This is a genomic window from Flammeovirga kamogawensis, from assembly GCF_018736065.1.
GTDB lineage: Bacteria > Bacteroidota > Bacteroidia > Cytophagales > Flammeovirgaceae > Flammeovirga > Flammeovirga kamogawensis.
In genome coordinates, this window is record NZ_CP076128.1 from 4227783 (window position 1) to 4245726 (window position 17944).

Sequence of the window (17944 nt, forward strand, 5' to 3'; positions counted from 1 at the left end):
AGTAAACTATTAGTTATTAACTCTTTTGTCAATGTATTTGGACCTAGTACCATTAATGCATTATCTATTTTAATACTGACTGTCTCAAAGGAGGGACATTAATAATATGAACCAACACTGCAAATTAATATTACTCTTCTTCTTCTTCGCTATTGCCTCTGCGGCAAATGCCCAACACTTTTTTCATTTAGATAAATTTGGAAAGAATAGGGTACAGTACGAAGTATTTGATTGGAGTTACATAGAAACAGAACATTTTGAACTGTATTACTATGGCTATGGTATAACTATAGCTAAAATAGCAGGAGAAATTGCGGAACGTGAATATCAAAATGTTACGGAAACTGTAGGATATGCTCCTTACTATAAAACCAAAATTTTAGTCTATAATTCAATTCAAGATTTACGTCAGAGTAATATTGGTTTAAATCAGCAGGGTTATGCAATTACGGGACAAACGAGTTTTATTCGTTCTGAGGTTGAAGTAGCATTTAGTGGAAGTAAATATATTTTTGAAGAAGATATTAAACGTAGTATTGCTGATGCTTTAATATTTGAGATGATGTATGGTGGCTCCCTTAAAGATATGATTAAATCTAGCTACTTAATGAACTTACCTAATTGGTTTATTGTTGGTGCATCTGATTATATTTCTAGGGGTTGGTCTAGAGAAATGGACGACAAGGTGAGAGATTTCTTTTCAAGACATCCTAAAAAATTCCCTAATATTAGATTCTTAGAAGGCGATGATGCAAAAATTGTAGGACAGTCTATATGGAATTACCTAGTAGAAATATATGGTAAGAGTAATATGGCAAGTATTTTAAATCTTACACGAATTGTTAGAGATGAAAAAGTGGCTATTCAGAATACTTTAGGCATCTCTTATGAAGAATTTATTGACGGCTGGAAGAAATTCTATTTAGGAGAACAAGAAAAACTAAATAATAATTATAAAGACATTGATGAAAAAGAAGCAATATCTAGAAATAGAAAATCACGTATTTATAATAAAATAAATATCAGTCCTGATGGTACTCGATTGGCTTATACTGAAAATGAGAAAGGTAAGTATAAAATCAATGTGTATGATTTAGAGAAAAAAAGAATTAAGACCGTATTTAAAAGTGGTTATAAGGTTGTAAATCAGCAAATTGATTATGATGTACCACTAGTAGATTGGATAAGTAAAGACGAACTAGTTGTCTTTTCACAGAGGAAAGGACAAAATTATATGTGGATTTACAATTTATCAAAAGGTGGTTTTAATACATTTTTTAGATATGTAAAGCGTGAAATTGAATTTAAATTTGATCATATAAATGATATAGCTGTTTCTCCAAGTGGCAAAAAAATAGCTATGAGTGCTGAAAGAAGAGGACAAACAGATATTTACGAACATAATATTGCTAGACGAAGAACACGTCAGATTACGAAAGATTATTTTGATAACCTTTCTCCAACTTATCTAAAAAATGGTTCTGATATAGTTTTTAGCTCAAACAGAACGGTTGATTCCACAAAAACAAGAACAGGTGATTTAGAAGATATTACGAGTACATTTAATTTGTTTATTTATAAAAAAGAGAAGCCATTAGAGCTAGAAAGAATAACCAATAATTTAGGTAGAGACTTTAAACCAAGAATATTAGATGATAGACATCTATTATTCTTGAGTGATAGAAAGGGTATTACAAATTTCTTTGTTTATGATTTCCAGGATTCTGTAACACATCAAGTCTCAAATTTTTTATATAGTGTAAAAGACTTTACCACTTATGGTAATAATATAGCTTATGTATTATATAGTAATGAGAAAGAGCATATATATACCGGTAAAGTAAATCCAGATAAAAATGTTTTTACACCTAAAACTAGGAGACAACAAATAATGGATTTGAGAGAGCTTCAAATCATTAAAAAGAAAAAAGCTCTACAAGAAAAAAGGAAGCAAGAAGCAGAAGCACGGATGGCTTTATTTAGAGAAGAACAACGCCAAAAAGAATTAAAGAGGGTTCAAGATTCAATATATCAGGCGCTTCAAGAGGAAGAACAGCTTAGACAAATATTGGCTCAAGATTCTATAGATACTGAAAACATTGATTGGGAAGACTCTGTAGAAGTAAAAGATATGACTGAGGCTGTTGCTATAGTAGAACAAGAAGCCGTTTTAGAACAAGAACCAATAAAAGAAGTAATTAACCCATTGGATGAGGAAATTGATATTGATAATTATGAATTTGTTACCATCAATGCTACAAAAGGAACAGGTCCTGATATTGGAAACCTACCTCAAAAACCTACCTATGATAACGAAGTAGAAGAAGAAGGAGAGGTAAACACAGATAATTATAAGTTTTTCTCTTACAGTAAAAACAAAAGAGATGCATTTTGGGCTAAATACAACGAACGTTTAAAAGCAAAGCAAGATGCCTCTGCAAAAAAATCTATGTTTTCTAAATCGAAAGATTACTTACCAAGATTTTCTGTAGATGGTTTCAATACAAATTTACGTTTTGACCCTCTTATGGGATCAGGTCTTCAATTTGAAGTTATGATGACCGATGCGATGGAAAATCATAAAATTAATGCAGGTCTATTCGGTACATTTTCTTTAAGTAATGGTAATTTCTTTGCAGAATATCTTTATTTAAGACATCGTTTAGATTATAGTATAAGATATGAGAGACAAACCTTAGAGGTAAATCAACAACGTTATGCTAAAAATTATTACGAAGGAGGAGTTTCTTTACCTGTAAGTATAAGAAGTAGAATTGAAGTACAACCATTTTTAACCTTCACAAGATATTCAGATACATCAATTCAAGGATTATCGGTTCCAGATGTAACCAGAGCATGGACAGGTTTTAATGTAGAATATGTTTTTGATAATAGTTTAGAGAGAGGTAAAAATATGTTGATAGGTACTAGAGCAAAAGTCAGATATGAAAATTATGTAGGGCTTACTAGTATTTCTCAAAACTTCCAGAATATTTCTATAGATGTAAGACGTTATCAGAAAGTATTAAGATCAATGTCTTTAGCAATGAGAGTTTCTGCAGGTAAGTTTTTTGGCGATAGTCCAAAGACTTATAGAATGGGAGGTATGGATAACTGGGCGTTTGGTCAGATGGATAACGATCCTAGAGGTGGTAATCCAGAAAGTCCTGTTCAGCCAGACCTTACTGATCTATTATTTACACAATTTACAACACCTGTTAGAGGTTTTAACTGGAACAAATGGGAAGGTGAAAACTACATGGTTTTTAATGCAGAATTAAGAATGCCAGTAATGAAGTTCTTAACTAAGAAACCTACAAAATCAAAAATACTTAGAGATTTACAATTAGTTATTTTCTATGACATTGGATCTGCTTGGACAGGAGTGAACCCATTTGAAGAAGATAATGCTTTAAATACAGAAGAAATTGGCCCTGTAGGTGGATTTGATGCAACAGTGAAAAACTTTAGGTATCCATTCTTAATGGGACATGGTGTTGGTGCTAGAACAACTTTATTAGGCTATTATTTAAAATTAGATGTTGCTTGGGGAATTGAAGATGGATTTAGACAAACTAAACCAAAGTATTATGTAACTTTAGGTCATGATTTCTAATTCAAACAAATTTTTTGATATGAAAAATACTAGCATTTATTCAGTAATAGTACTTATAGTTTGTGTATTAATAAGTACAGGTTTTACGTCTATACCAACAGAGAAGCCTTTAGCTTTAATAGGGTTACAAGTAACTGTATTAGATGAAAAAGGAAATGTGATAGAAGGAGCAGAAGTAACGCTTTATGCAAATGAAGATGACGCTTGGGATGAAGAAAACGGTATGAAGGCGAAGGATAAAACAAATAAAAATGGTAGAGTTAAATTTACTAAAGGATTGAAAGAACAAGCCTATTATGTTGTAGCAAAAAAAGGTGATCAAGTTTCTGAAGATGGTTTGAAATCTTCTAAGCTATCAAAAAATAAAATGAATAAGATTAATGTAATTATTTCTAAAAGTAATGGTGTTTCGGTACCAAAAGTGAAGGAGTAATAAAATTTTCTACCTTTTAAAAAAAAGAGATTGTCACAAAGACAATCTCTTTTTTTGTTACTTAATGTATCTAAAATCATGTTCATTAGGCAGTTGCTTAATAAACTCATACATCAATTTTATTGTATTTTCAATATCATCAGAATGTGCTGTTTCTACTGTTGTATGCATGTATTTTAAAGGTAATGATATTAATGCTGATGGTACTCCGCCATTAGAATAAGCAAAAGCATCAGTATCTGTTCCCGTAACTCTAGATGAAGCTGCACGCTGGAAAGGAATTTCTTTTGTTTTAGCAGTGTCGATTAACATTTTTAATAAATTGTTCTGAACTGCAGGAGCAAAAGTAAGAACAGGTCCATTTCCACCCTTAGTGTCACCCTCAAGTTGTTTGTTATACATTGGAGCAGAAGAATCATGACAAACATCTGTCACAATAGCTACATTTGGTTTTATAGTCTGCGTAATCATTTCGGCACCTCTTAAACCAACTTCTTCTTGAACGGCATTTACTACATAAAGGCCAAACGGAACTTCATGACCATCTTCTTTTAGTCTTCTAGCAACTTCAGCAATCATAAAACCTCCAATTCTATTGTCTAGAGCTCTACCAGAAAAGAATCTTCCTTTATTTAATTCCCTTAGTTCATCTTCATAAGTAATAACAGTACCTACAAAAATTCCCATTTCCTCGACCTCTTCTTTTGATGCTGCTCCAACATCAATAAAGATATTATCTAAAGAAGGAGTTGCTTCTTTACCTGGTTTTCTAGTATGAATTGCAGGCCAACCAAAAATACCTTCTACTACTCCGTTTTCACCATGAAGTAAAACTCGTTTAGAGGGTGCAATTTGGTGATCTGAACCACCATTTCTAATTACATAAATGTATCCTTCTGCTGTGATATAATTTACATACCATCCAATTTCGTCGGCGTGTGCCTCAATAACAACTTTAAAAGGAGCTTCAGGGTTAATTACCCCTACAGCTGTTCCGTAATTATCAACAAAAGTAGTGTCAACATAAGGTTTTACATAATCTAACCAAATACGTTGCCCTTCAGCTTCATGACCAGTAGGTGAAGCATTATTTAAATATTTGTATAAAAAATCTTTGCTTTGAGTATCCATTTTATTAAAAATAATTAAAATATTGACCGATAATCGTTTCTGCTACGTTAAGTTACATAGTTCAGTTTATTCTTGTATCATCTTTATGTTTTTTTTTGATGATATATTAAATTGCCACGTTTTGAATTCGAAATTTTGATATATAGAGAAATAATAGTTTCTGTAAAGGAATACGAAATAATGCTATATATCTATTTATAATATTATTATCTAATATGCGCGCATTATTAATTATAGATGTACAAAATGATTTTATACCTGGTGGAGCTTTACAAGTGCCTGAGGGAGATCATATCATTCCCATTATTAATAATATATCTTCTAAGTTTGATGTAGTAGTAGCCACTAAAGACTGGCACCCTATTGAGCATAAGAGTTTTGCTAAGAATCATAAGAAAAAAGAAATTGGTGAAATTGTAGAGCTAAATGGCCTTCCTCAAATTCTTTGGCCAGAGCATTGTGTTGAAAATACTGATGGAGCTGAGTTTGTATCATCATTAAACACAGAACATATTGATGCTGTTTTTAAAAAAGGAACAGATCCTGAAGTTGATAGTTATAGTGGTTTTTTTGATAATGATAAAAGAAATGATACTGGCTTAAATAAATTCCTTACTTTAAAAGGTGTTACAGAAATTTACGTTGCAGGGTTAGCTACAGAATATTGTGTAAAATTTACTGCATTAGATGCTAAGGGATGTGGATATAAGACATTTTTAATTGAAGATGCAACAAGAGGGGTAAATATAAAACCTACAGATGTACAAAATGCTGTAATCGATTTAAAAGTCTCAGGTATTAAAATAGTGAATAGTAAAGAGATTATTTAGACTATGTGGTCAAATAATATGAAAAAGGGTATTGATTAAAATCAATACCCTTTTTTATTATGCAGTTGCAGAAGGATCAGAATCAACACCCTCTGTGCCAATTCTTCCAATCTCTTGGTCAATTAGCCATAATCCTTGAGGACTTTCTTCTCCAATTAAATCAAAAGCATCTAAAATTGTACGAGCAGTTTCTTCTTCTTCTCTTTGTTCAGCAACAAACCATTGTAAAAATTGAAATGTGCTGAAATCTTTTTGTTGAAAACAGCAATCGACAATCTCATTAATAGCTTTAGTTACTTTAATTTCGTGCTCTAATACTTGTTCAAAAACTTGTCTTAAAGATTTAAATTCATGAGGAACAGCTGTAATTTCAGCAGCTAATGCATGGCCACCTACAGCATTAATGTATTTAAAGAACTTCAACATATGAGTTCTCTCTTCTTCTGCATGATCATATAAAAACTCTGCAGATTTTACATATCCCTCAGTTTCACACCAAGATGCAAAAGATAAATAAAATTGAGATGATTGATCTTCTAATTGAACTTGCTCGTTTAGCATTTTTTCTACTTCACTGTTCAAAGAAGATTGTAAACGTTTTTTTGCAATTCCCATATCTAAATATTTGAGTTTAATTAATTCTATTGTAGCGCTATATACTAAAGTATTTTTATAACAATTTTGTTTAAGCACATTATTTCTACCCGATTAAGAATAATAATTAATATTTATTCTAAAGAAAGTTTGGAATTTATTATGCTTGCATACTATTTTAGCTTTACCAATAAAACGAATTTAAGATAATTATTGCTTTTAAACCATTGAAAGTAATCACCAATTAACAACATAACACATGAAAATTCTAGTTTGCATTAGCCACGTTCCTGATACAACAACGAAAATCAAGTTTGTAGACAACAAACTTGACACAAACGGGGTACAATTTATTATCGGACCTTATGATGATTTTGCACTTGCAAGAGCTGTAGAATTAAAAGAGGCTTCTGGTGGAACAGTTACAGTACTTAATGTTGGTACTGTTGATACTGAACCTTCTATTAGAAAGGCATTAGCAATTGGAGCTGATAATGCAGTAAGAGTAGATGCTGAGCCAACAGACTCACTATTTGTAGCAAAACAAATAGTTGCACATGCAGCATCAGAAAATTATGATATGATCTTAATGGGACGTGAATCTTCAGATTTTAATTCTGGCTTGGTTCATGGTCTTGTAGGTGAACTTCTTGGATGGCCATCAATTGCACCAGCAATGAAACTTGATGTTGATGGATCTACTGCCAAACTAAGCAGAGAAATTGAAGGGGGACACGAAGATGTTGAAGTTCAGTTACCTTTTGTAGCAGGTTGTCAAGAACCTATCGCTGAGTGGAAAATTCCTAACATGCGTGGTATTATGATGGCAAGAAAGAAACCTCTAGAAGTAGTAGAGGCAGTGGCTGTAGAAGGCGTAACTGCATACCAATCATTTGAATTACCTGAAGAAAAAGGCGAATGTAAAATGGTAGATGCGGATCAGATGGATGAATTAGTGGGCTTATTAAAAAATGAAGCTCGCGTACTTTAATTCTCTATTTTATTTAAACTTTAACACATAAAACAAAAAGACATGTCAGTATTAGTATTTATAGAAGCAGATAATGGAGTTGTAAAAAAATCTTCATTAGAAGCTGTAGCTTATGGATCAAAAGTAGGAGCTGTAACAGTTGTTGCTATGGGAAGTATTGAAGCTTCTGAGTTAGCAAAAGTAGGAAATTATGGAGCAGAGAAAGTATTACATTGTTCTGATGATCGTTTAAATGACGGTGTAATTTCTGCAACTGCAAAATTAATAGCAGAGGCTGTAGGCCAATCTGGAGCAGAAACTGTTGTAATGTCACGTTCTTCTTTAGTTGATGCTGTAGCTGCAAGAGTAGCCATAAAAATTGGTGCTAGCGTAGTTACTAACGTTCAAGATTTGCCAGATACATCAAATGGTTTTGTCGTTAAAAGGGGAGTGTTTACAGGAAAAGCATTCGCTTTTGTATCTGTTCCTGATGGTAAAAAAGTAATTACAGTTACTAAAAATGTTGTTCAATTAGAACCTACTTCTTCAGAAGCAGCTATAGAAGAAATTTCTGTTGCTTTTGATGATGCAGATTTTGGAGTAAAACGAATTGGAGTTCATAAACAAGAAGGTGATATTTTATTGCCAGAGGCAGATTTAGTCGTTTCTGCAGGTAGAGGAATGAAAGGACCTGAGAATTGGCAAATGATTGAAGATCTTGCAACTACTTTAGGTGCAGCAACTGCTTGTTCTAAACCTGTATCTGATATGGATTGGAGACCTCACCATGAGCATGTTGGACAGACAGGAATTAAAGTAGCTCCGCAATTATATATTGCAGTTGGTATTTCAGGTGCAATACAACATTTGGCAGGAGTAAATTCTTCAAAAGTTATAGTTGCTATTAATAAAGATCCAGAAGCACCTTTCTTTAAAGCTGCAGATTATGGTGTAGTTGGAGATGCTTTTGAAGTAGTTCCAAAGCTTATTGAAGCAATAAAAAAGTAATCAAAATTAGATTTAGTAGTCTATTTTAACATATATAGGGTCAAATTGACATTTATTTGTTAATATTTTAAGATTCTATTGATATTTATTAATAGTTCCCTATATTTGTAATACTTCAAAGGAATAATATTCCTATTCGAAGATTTTTTTAACTTAGTCGGTTATTTTTTTCCTATCTGACGCAACTACTGATGAAAATCGTATAAGAACCTCAACATGAAAGTGTTGAGGTTCAGTTGTTTATAAGTATTTCTTATTTTTTTAATGATAATGTATTCTTCGTTAAATTAGCTTTATTATGTAAAGTTTTTAGCATAATATTATTATTACCATTATTATTAAAATGCTGGATTGCTAACTGATAATGCTCAAATGCTTTAGTTAGATTTCCCATACTAGTGTAGTAATCACCTTTAATTTCTAGATTCGTACTATTCTTATTAATTTCTATACTTATATCAATCAATTCTAAGGCGTCCATAAGGTTGCTAGCTTCGATACATTGTTTTGCTGAATTTGCATAATGAAGCCACTCTTCTTTCTCAGAAGTGTTTTTCTTTGATGTTACTTTATCTTGTTTTCCGTGATATATAGATGCAGAGACCAAAGAGCTAGTTAAAAATAGAAGAATTAGGGTAAAGGATAAAAACAGTTGTTTTATGACTCGATATTTCATTTTAGTATAATTAAGAGAGATAGACATTAAGTTCGGTTACTATAATTAAATGTCTAATAATATACCTTAATTTTTAAGTAATTGATTGTAAGGTTGTTACGGTTTGGTTTATTGAGATTGTTAATGAACGTGAGCGAACACTAATCTCAAACTAGAACAGTTATTTAGAAGTAAAAGCATCTAAAGTTGGGGTATCTCTAATATCAACAGGAACTACGGTTGTAACACCTTGTTCAATCATTGTAACACCATAAATTACATCAGTACTAGACATTGTTCTCTTGTTATGAGTTACAATTATGAACTGTGAGTTATGAGAGAATTTATTAATGATCTTATTGAACTTGTCCACATTTGCATCATCTAAAGGAGCATCTACTTCATCAAAAATACAGAAAGGAGCAGGTTTTATTAGATAAATTGCAAATAGTAGTGCTGTTGCAGTTAAAGTTTTCTCTCCACCTGATAATTGATTGATTGTAAGTGGTCGCTTTCCTTTTGGTTGTGCGAGAATTTCTATTTTAGAATTTAGAGGGTCGGTTTCATCAGCAAGCCTTAAATCACAGTTATCTTCGTCAGTAAATAGAGACCTAAACACCTCCATAAAGTTATCCCTGATTTGTGTAAATGCAGTCATGAACTTTTCTTGAGCAATACCATCTATTTCTTCAATAGTAGCTAAAAGTTGTTCTTTTGCTTTGTTTAAATCTTCTCTTTGCTCTAAGATGAAAGAATTACGTTCTTTTATTTCATTAAATGCATCAATGGCAGTATGGTTAATAGCACCTAATGAATTTAATTTTCTTTTAGAATCTTCACTTAAATGCTCTAATTCTTGTAATGATGCATCTTTATATGGGTTTTCTTCCTCTTCTTCTTGAGTAGGTTTATGTAATAAAAGTTGCTCAAGATCGATTTCAAATTCTACAGCCACTTTTTCTTTTACTGACGTAAGAGATAAACGTAAAGCATTTATTTTCTCGTTAAAATTAAGTAATTGCTGATCAATTTCTTCTTTACTACTTTGTTTAAGTTTGATCTCAATTTCAGTATCTTCAATTAATTCTCTTGCCTCTTTATAATTGCGTTCTGCTTCTAGTACACCTTGCTCAATAGAAACTTTCTCAGCTTCCATTCTTTCAAGTTCTTGATTACCTTCTTCATCAGTTGAGTCAGATTTTTGTAAATCGGTATTTACTTTCTCTATTTCATCGATATTCTGGTCAATTCGATTTTGAGCTTTAAAAAGTTCTTCTTCCTTGAAATCAATTTCTTTTTTTAAACCATTATATTGATTTTCATGTTGAAGAAAATTAATATGAAGTTGATTGTATTTTGTTGTTAGTTCAACTCGCTTTTCTTTTTCAATGGTTAAGTTCTCTTGCATTTCTTCAAGTTGTTCAACCATAAATTCGAGTGTGTATGAATCTTCATCTAGCTGAGGTCTACCTTCTGATATAGCAACCTCGGCATCTCCAATTCGTTCAAGTATTTCTTCTTTTTTATTTGAACTAGCTTCTAAGAATTTAGCAAACTCTTCTTTCTGAGTTTTTATTTTTATAAGTTCTTGAGTTACTATTTGAACATTGTGTTGAGCACTTTCTAAATCATGTTGGTGATTAACTTGTAGTAACTCTTTATGCTCTGCTTGCTTTTCAACCTTTTGAATATGTATATTCTCTGCTTCTGTTTCTAGGTTTTCAATCTCTTCGGTAAGGTTTTCTAAGTGTCTAATTCTACCTAGTGATTTACCTTCAAAGGATCCTATCGAACCGCCAGAAATGGCAGATTTTCTACGAATGGCTTTACCATTTTTGGTAACAAGAATAACACTGTCATTCTTTGCTAAATTATTCTGATTTCTTTGAACTATATATACACCATCTAACAAATACATTATTAACGAGCTATATTTGTCGTCAAAGTCTACAACATCAATTGCAGGGATGGCATCTTCAATAGCTTTTCTAGGAGAAGCATTATACCCTTCAAATTTATCTAATAAAAGGAAATTAGCTTTTCCCTTTTTCATTTCATCTAAAAGGTTTACAGCTCTCCAAGCCTCGTCTTCATTTTCTAATACAAAGTAATTCAGATAAGGTGAAAGATAACCTTCAATTGCAACTCTATATTCCTCTTCACAATGTAAAGTATCAGAAAGCATTGGAGCTTCTTTAGCCCAATCTGTATTTTGTTTTAAATACTTTATGGCTTCAGGGTAACCTTCTAAATTATCTACTAAAGATTTTGTTAAGGCTTTCTCATTTTTCTTAGCATCAAGAACTCTAAAAATTTCAGAGGAACGATCTTTTATATTTTCCAGGTCTTCCCTACACTTTTTTAATTGTTCTTGGTGTTTTTGGTGTACTTCTTTAATTTCATCTAGCTGAACAGTGGCACTTAATCGTTCTCCTTCTAAGGATGCATATTGTGTATCAAACTCTTCTAAACTCGATGATTTATCAGAAGATTCTATGTGAGCTCTTTCAAGTTCTTGTTTTAAAGCAGAAAGTTGAACTTCATTAATTTCAACCTTTTGTTTAAGTTGAAAGATAATAGCTTGTTTATTTTTTACTTGTTGTTCATACTCAGAGGTTGTAGCTTCTAATTCATTAGTTTTATTTGATTGAGCATCCTTTTCTTGTTGCGTTGCAAATAATTCTGTTTCAACCTCTCCAACCATTCTATCTATTGATTGTAACTGAATTTGCAACCCCTCAATACCTTGTTGAGCAAGAGCTACTGCTTCTCTATCTATAGATGATTGATTTTCTAGTGTCATTTTCTTTTCTTCTAGAAAACGACGTCTTTCTCCTTTAATTCGCTTCTCACTTTCTGTCTGACGCATTTTTAAAATATGCTCATTCAGTGTTTTTTGACGAGATGCGAATAATGCTTCTTTATCTATTGCTTCTTTTTTCTCTTTAGAAATAGAAGCTTCTAATTCATCAATTAATTTTAATGTGGTATTACGTTCTTCATTTTTACTAGTCATTGTGTCTGCTAGTTCATGAAGTTCCGTAGCCTGGCTTGCCACTTTTTTCTGTGCTAAAGCAATACTAGAACCTCTATACGTTTCTTTTAATTTTAGATAACGTTGTGCTTGTTTAGCTTGGCGTTCTAGAGAACGCATATTTTTCTCAACTTCAAAAAGTAAATCATCCACACGTTCAAGGTCAGCATCTGTGTCCTTGAGCTTTTTCATTGTTTCTTTTTTACTTTTTTTAAATTTTGAAATCCCTGCAGCTTCTTCAAAAAGTGTTCTTCGAGCATTTTGAGTATCATTCAAAATCTCATCAATCATCTTTAATTCAATAATAGCATAACTATCAGAACCAATACCAGTATCCATAAACAAGCCATGGATATCTTTAAGCCTACATGGAACGCCATTTAATGAATATTCACCATCGCCAGAACGGTAAAATCTTCGACCAATAGTAACTTCGGTATATTCTGTAGGGAGTAGATTTTTATTATTAATAAAAGTAAGATATACCTCAGCCATTTGTAGTGGCCTACGTGTTTTTGTTCCATTAAAGATAATGTTATCCATTTTCTCGGAACGCAATGCTTTTGTGCTTTGCTCACCAAGAACCCATCGGATAGCATCAACTACATTGGATTTCCCACTTCCGTTAGGACCAACAACTGCGGTAATACCCTTGTCAAAGTTTAGTGTAACTTTTTCACCAAAACTTTTAAAGCCTTTTATTTCTAGTTTACTTAATAACATTCAGTCTACATTCAGATTTTAAAGTTACTAAATCTTACTAGTTTTAAAACAAAAAGACGCCTATCAAATGCATGATAGACGTCTATTTTTTAAGTTTATTACGATTAATTCTTTTTCACAAGAGTTTCTTTTTTATTTGTGTTGATATGTTTAAGCTGTTCACGAACGGCAACATTAAAGTCTCCAGGAAAATTATTGGCATAAATAAGCTTGGCTTCGTTTATTTTTCCTTGTTCTTCATAAATCATTCCTAGAAGAAATAAACATTTAAATCGGATATTAGAATCTTTATAATTTTCAATAATTTGTTTTAAAATATCTTCCGATCTTGGATATTCTTTTCTGAGTGCATTTGCTTTGGCTTCCATAAACATAACGTTTGGTAGCGGAATTCCACAATTGTCAAACTCTTTAATGTGTGTAAAACAAGTTTCTAAATCATTGTACTTTAACTCTAGATCAATAAGGTCTGCTAAAATTCTGACTTTCTGAGTGTTGTCTTCTTGTATACTTACTTTGTGTTCTAAAAGCTTTACAATATCAGATCTATTTAATTGGTTCTCTTCCAATTCAATTAGTAAATCGTAGGCTGGTTCAAACTTATCATCCATTTTTATTACAGCCTGAAGGAGTTCTTTGGCTTCAGCTAAATAATATGTTTTGTAATATGCAGAAGCAACTTGATAAAAATACTCTGGAGTCATAGAACTCACCTTACTTCTAAGTTTGTCATTTCTCACTTCTTTAAAAGCAATATTTGCATTTTGGTATTCTTCTAAAGAATGATGAGCAAAGCCTAATTCATAATAATAATGTTCATGTGCTTTGCCTTTATCTTCTTCCATTTGAGAAATAGCAAGTTGCATACTTGATTTAGCCAATTCATAATTTTTAGTGATATAATTATTGTATTTAGCATCCATATATAGAACATAATTGTTTCTGGGGTCAAGAGCTTTTGCATCAGCAATATGTACTCCAGCCTTATCAAATTCACCAATTTTATCAAGCAAATTTATTATTCTTGTTTTGTAGGCTATTTTTCTGTCATTATTAGTAGAAATATTAAAAGCAGCATCTAAATGGACTATTGCTTTATCATAATTTTTTTTCTCTTTATATAAAATAGCTAATTTTAAATGAGCATCTATGTAGTTAGAATCTGTTTCAAGTGTTTTGTTAAACATTTGAATAGCTTCATTTCTATTACCAGATTTTAGGATAACATTACCAAGCCTATATTTGTATTTAGGGTTGGTGTTATCTTTGGCAATAGCAACTTCATAAGCCATAATTGCTTCTTTGAATTGTCCTAATTCAGCATATACTTCACCTTTGACATAGTAGTCTTCAGCGTCTTTATTTTGAGAAAAGGCAAGGTTAGTAATAGAAATGAGAAATAGGAGTAGAATAGAGTAGTAATTAATCATATTTATTGGGTTAAATAGTGAGTTATTTTGAAATGGTGTTTATAGGTACTTATATAACGTTTTCAATGTGCTTTTTTTTCAGAATTTAATCATAATTTTATTCCTACGTACGTTTTTAGAAGATTACTTATAAAATTGATAATCAATATATAAGTAAATTAATATTTTATTTAATTATTAGAATGGATAGTGATTTAAAAGAGAAATGGGAAACTCATTTTTCAATGTTAGAAATAAAAACCTTTGATAAAAATGCATTAAAAAGCATGTTAGATCAGGTAATGGTCATTTTAAATAAAAGAGGTATTGTACCTAATGAAATGAAAGGAGGAATGTGGGCTTCTTTTATGGAAGGAGAGGAACGTTATTTTGGAATGATGATACTCTTTAAATCTAATTTAGAATTTATTGGAGGTAGTCCAAATAGTGGTGAGTTAAAAACCTTTTCTTGGGATTTTAATCAAATAATTTCTATAGAAAAAGTTGAAGATCAAAAACTGGGAATTGTACGTGCTATGGAATTAAAATCAAATCAAAAAACAATACAATGGGTAGGCCTCAAAGGTTTTGTTCCTTCATTATTTATTTCGATCTTAGAAGAGTTTTGGTATAGTTAATTACTTTCCAATAAAACACTTAAACAATAAATACAACTAACACATAATGAGAAAAATTACACGCTTACTAATTGCGAATAGAGGAGAAATTGCTGTTCGAATACTACGCTCTGCAAAAGAGTTAGGTATTTTTACTATTGCTGTATATAGTGAGGTAGACGAAGAAGCTCCTCATGTGGCCTTAGCAGATCATGCTGTTTGTATTGGTCCTGCTAGTTCCACTCATTCATATCTTGATATTGATAATTTATTAAAAGTTTGTAGAAAATTACAAGTAGATGCTATACACCCAGGCTATGGCTTTTTGTCAGAGAATTCAACTTTTGCTAAAAGAGTTGAAGAGGAAGGAATGATATTTATTGGTCCTTCTGCAAAAGCGATAGAAATAATGGGAAGCAAATTAGAAGCAAAAGCAACTGTTTCTAAATTCAATGTTCCATTGGTTCCTGGAGGAGATGAAGCAATTACAGACCTAGTAGCTGCTAAGCAAATGGCTGACGAAATTGGCTACCCAATTTTAATAAAAGCAAGTGCTGGTGGAGGTGGAAAAGGAATGCGAGTAGTAGATGATCCTAATGATTTTGAAAATCAAATGGAAAGAGCTGTTAGCGAAGCAACATCTTCTTTTGGAGACGGTGCTGTTTTTATCGAAAAATATATTCAAAACCCTAGACATATAGAGCTTCAGGTACTAGCGGATAAACATGGTAATGTTGTTCATTTATTTGAAAGAGAGTGTTCAATCCAAAGAAGACATCAAAAGGTGATTGAAGAGGCTCCTTCTTCAGTTTTAACTGATGGATTAAGACAAGAAATGGGTGATTGTGCTGTTCGTGTAGCAAAAGCGTGTGACTATGTAGGTGCAGGTACAGTAGAGTTTATTTTAGATGAAGACAATTCTTATTACTTCTTAGAAATGAATACTCGTCTTCAGGTTGAACATACCGTTACTGAAGAAATTACTCAATTAGATTTAGTAAAAGAGCAGATTAGAATAGCAGAAGGTGAAGAATTAGGTTATGACCAATCTTCTTTAAAAATAAATGGACATGCAATAGAAGTACGTGTTTATTCGGAAAATCCTTATCAAAATTTTTTACCAGATACAGGCGTATTAAACAGATATGAAGAACCTGCAGGTATGGGTGTAAGGGTTGATAGCGGGTACAAACAAGGAATGGAGGTAAGTATGCATTATGATCCAATGATGAGTAAGCTAATTGTATGGGGAAAGACTAGAGAAGAAGCAATAAGCCGAATGATAAGATCTATTGATGAATATAAAATAACCGGTCTTGAAACAACTTTACCCTTTTGTAAGTTTGTTCTTAAACATGATGCTTTTGTTTCTGGTAATTTTGGTACTAACTTCGTAGATAAGTTTTTTAAACCGGAATTATTGATTGAACCTTTAACTGAGGAGGAAGAGTTAGTGAGTGCTGCTGTTATTGCAAAGTTATTTTTTGAAAAGAAAAAATCAGAAGAAACATCAGATCTTACAAATATCCTGACACCTTGGAAATTGAGAAGGCTCACATAGAAATTACATAATGAAAAGAAATATATTCTTCCTTCCACTTATTTTTATATTAGTACTTTTTTCATCTTGTGCTAAAGATTCAAAAATCAAACAAGAAGATTTTGATATGAAAACATGGAAAGACGATCCATTTGCATGTAAAGGTGATAGAGAAAAATTGGAAGATGATTTTTTATCTGTTAAAGATAGATTGTTAGGTACAAGTATTACGGATATTAGACGGATCTTAGGTAAACCAGATCGTGTAGATTTAGATACAAGAAGTACTAAGCAATATGTTTATTATGTAACAGAAGGTAGCCAGTGTAAAGGTAAAGTAGGTGAAGAAGGCAAGTCTTACAAAATTTATTTTGATGCTTTAGAATTAGTAAGAGAGGTTTCGCCAATATTATAATTTCATAAAAAAAAGGTATCTATAGTAAACTATAAGATACCTTTTTTGTTAATTAAAATAGTTAGAATCACCGTTAAGCCAATTTTGGCTTTATTGTAATGGCATAGATAAGTTGTTAAAAGTCAATCGAAAATAATTTCTTATTTCGATATAAATTTCGGAAATATTGACTTACCGACAAAGTGCATTTTGTATTTCAGTTAAACATCTTGGTGTACATCATTTTACAGATTGTTATATTCTGTATTTGTGAGTTTTAGATATTAAATATATTGTTTTGGATCTTAAGTTTTTAAAACAGTTAGTTCAGGAAGGGGAAGGGCTCAAAATTGAGTTTAAGAAAAAGGCTGCAGATCCTGTCAAAATTATGAAAGAGGTAGTAGCCTTTGCTAATAATTATGGTGGCTACTTAATTGTAGGTGTAGCAGATGATGGTAGAATTGATGGCTTTACTGATATTGAGGGAGAAAAATATGTTTTGGAAGAAGCTATAAAAACTCGAATATCTAAAAAAATCAATTATCAAATCCATATAGTACAGGTATCTCCTATTAGGCAGGTAATAGTTTTTGAAATAGACCCCTATCATAATAAGCCTGTTTTTTTACTTTATAATTTAAAAAGGAAAGTAGGTAAAGCTTATATAAGAGTGGCTGATAAAAGTGTTCAGATGAGTAAGCTTATTCGCAGAATACTAAAAGGAAGAAGTAGAGATATTGATTATGTTTTTCAGTATGGAGAGCTAGAACGTATGGTTCTAAAACTTTTAGATGAAAATGATTTTATTACTTTAAATCAATTAATAAAACATGGAGACCTTTCTGAAGAAGATGCATCTGATGTTTTAGTCAATTTATGTTTATCTAATATTTTAAAGGAAGTACCACAAGATTTAGAAGATCGATTTAAAATAAACCCTAAATCAAAACTAGATTGGAAGTTCTAAAAAAAAGCTCTTAAGAAGATTAT

The 17944-nt window shown here is 31.7% G+C and carries 14 protein-coding genes; 9 read left to right on the top strand and 5 right to left on the bottom strand.

All coding sequences use genetic code 11. The features are described 5' to 3' along the window. The first annotated feature begins 106 nt into the window (after positions 1-106). Positions 107-3616, top strand: coding sequence for a PD40 domain-containing protein (locus KM029_RS17185; RefSeq protein WP_144074415.1), 3510 nt, complete (start codon positions 107-109; stop codon positions 3614-3616). 19 nt (positions 3617-3635) lie between these two features. Next, on the top strand, positions 3636-4049 hold the full coding sequence (locus KM029_RS17190) for a hypothetical protein (RefSeq protein ID WP_144074416.1): 414 nt from the start codon (positions 3636-3638) through the stop codon (positions 4047-4049). 57 nt (positions 4050-4106) lie between these two features. Here KM029_RS17190 and KM029_RS17195 read toward each other — a convergent pair whose 3' ends face one another. Beyond that, complete coding sequence (locus KM029_RS17195) at positions 4107-5180, bottom strand: M42 family metallopeptidase (RefSeq protein ID WP_144074417.1); 1074 nt, start codon at positions 5178-5180, stop codon at positions 4107-4109. A gap of 215 nt (positions 5181-5395) precedes the next feature. Between KM029_RS17195 and pncA the strand changes: the two genes are divergently transcribed. Further along, a complete protein-coding gene (pncA, locus tag KM029_RS17200) occupies positions 5396-6010 on the top strand; it encodes a bifunctional nicotinamidase/pyrazinamidase (protein ID WP_144074418.1) in 615 nt (204 codons plus the stop codon). 57 nt (positions 6011-6067) lie between these two features. On the opposite strand, the gene KM029_RS17205 is transcribed toward pncA, so the two are convergent. Further along, on the bottom strand, positions 6068-6625 hold the full coding sequence (locus KM029_RS17205) for a ferritin (protein ID WP_144074419.1): 558 nt from the start codon (positions 6623-6625) through the stop codon (positions 6068-6070). A 238-nt stretch (positions 6626-6863) separates the two neighbouring features. Between KM029_RS17205 and KM029_RS17210 the strand changes: the two genes are divergently transcribed. Together KM029_RS17210 and KM029_RS17215 are read left to right on the top strand one after the other, a co-directional pair. Further along, positions 6864-7595: an electron transfer flavoprotein subunit beta/FixA family protein gene (locus KM029_RS17210; RefSeq protein WP_144074420.1), complete on the top strand. Its 732-nt coding sequence runs from the start codon at positions 6864-6866 to the stop codon at positions 7593-7595. Positions 7596-7637: 42 nt separating this feature from the next. Further along, a complete protein-coding gene (locus tag KM029_RS17215) occupies positions 7638-8582 on the top strand; it encodes an electron transfer flavoprotein subunit alpha/FixB family protein (RefSeq protein ID WP_144074421.1) in 945 nt (314 codons plus the stop codon). A gap of 253 nt (positions 8583-8835) precedes the next feature. Here the strand turns inward: KM029_RS17215 and KM029_RS17220 are convergent, their stop codons facing one another. From KM029_RS17220 to KM029_RS17230, 3 genes are all read right to left on the bottom strand, one after another. Beyond that, entirely contained in the window at positions 8836-9258 is a 423-nt protein-coding gene (locus KM029_RS17220; RefSeq protein ID WP_144074422.1) for a hypothetical protein, read from the bottom strand. A gap of 160 nt (positions 9259-9418) precedes the next feature. Then, entirely contained in the window at positions 9419-12994 is a 3576-nt protein-coding gene (smc, locus tag KM029_RS17225; RefSeq protein ID WP_144074423.1) for a chromosome segregation protein SMC, read from the bottom strand. Between the two features lie 104 nt (positions 12995-13098). Then, positions 13099-14424 carry a tetratricopeptide repeat protein gene (locus KM029_RS17230; protein ID WP_144074424.1) on the bottom strand — a complete coding sequence of 442 codons (1326 nt, stop codon included), beginning with the start codon at positions 14422-14424 and terminating at the stop codon, positions 13099-13101. Positions 14425-14606: 182 nt separating this feature from the next. Here KM029_RS17230 and KM029_RS17235 point away from each other — a divergent pair, with 182 nt between their 5' ends. The 4 genes from KM029_RS17235 to KM029_RS17250 all read left to right on the top strand — a co-directional run bounded on the left by KM029_RS17235 (position 14607) and on the right by KM029_RS17250 (position 17921). Then, a complete protein-coding gene (locus tag KM029_RS17235) occupies positions 14607-15041 on the top strand; it encodes a hypothetical protein (RefSeq protein WP_144074425.1) in 435 nt (144 codons plus the stop codon). Between the two features lie 46 nt (positions 15042-15087). After that, complete coding sequence (locus tag KM029_RS17240) at positions 15088-16581, top strand: acetyl-CoA carboxylase biotin carboxylase subunit (protein WP_144074426.1); 1494 nt, start codon at positions 15088-15090, stop codon at positions 16579-16581. Positions 16582-16591: 10 nt separating this feature from the next. Continuing rightward, positions 16592-16975 carry an outer membrane protein assembly factor BamE domain-containing protein gene (bamE, locus tag KM029_RS17245; protein WP_144074427.1) on the top strand — a complete coding sequence of 128 codons (384 nt, stop codon included), beginning with the start codon at positions 16592-16594 and terminating at the stop codon, positions 16973-16975. A gap of 277 nt (positions 16976-17252) precedes the next feature. Then, positions 17253-17921, top strand: coding sequence for an AlbA family DNA-binding domain-containing protein (locus KM029_RS17250; protein WP_158631092.1), 669 nt, complete (start codon positions 17253-17255; stop codon positions 17919-17921). Positions 17922-17944: the final 23 nt, after the last annotated feature.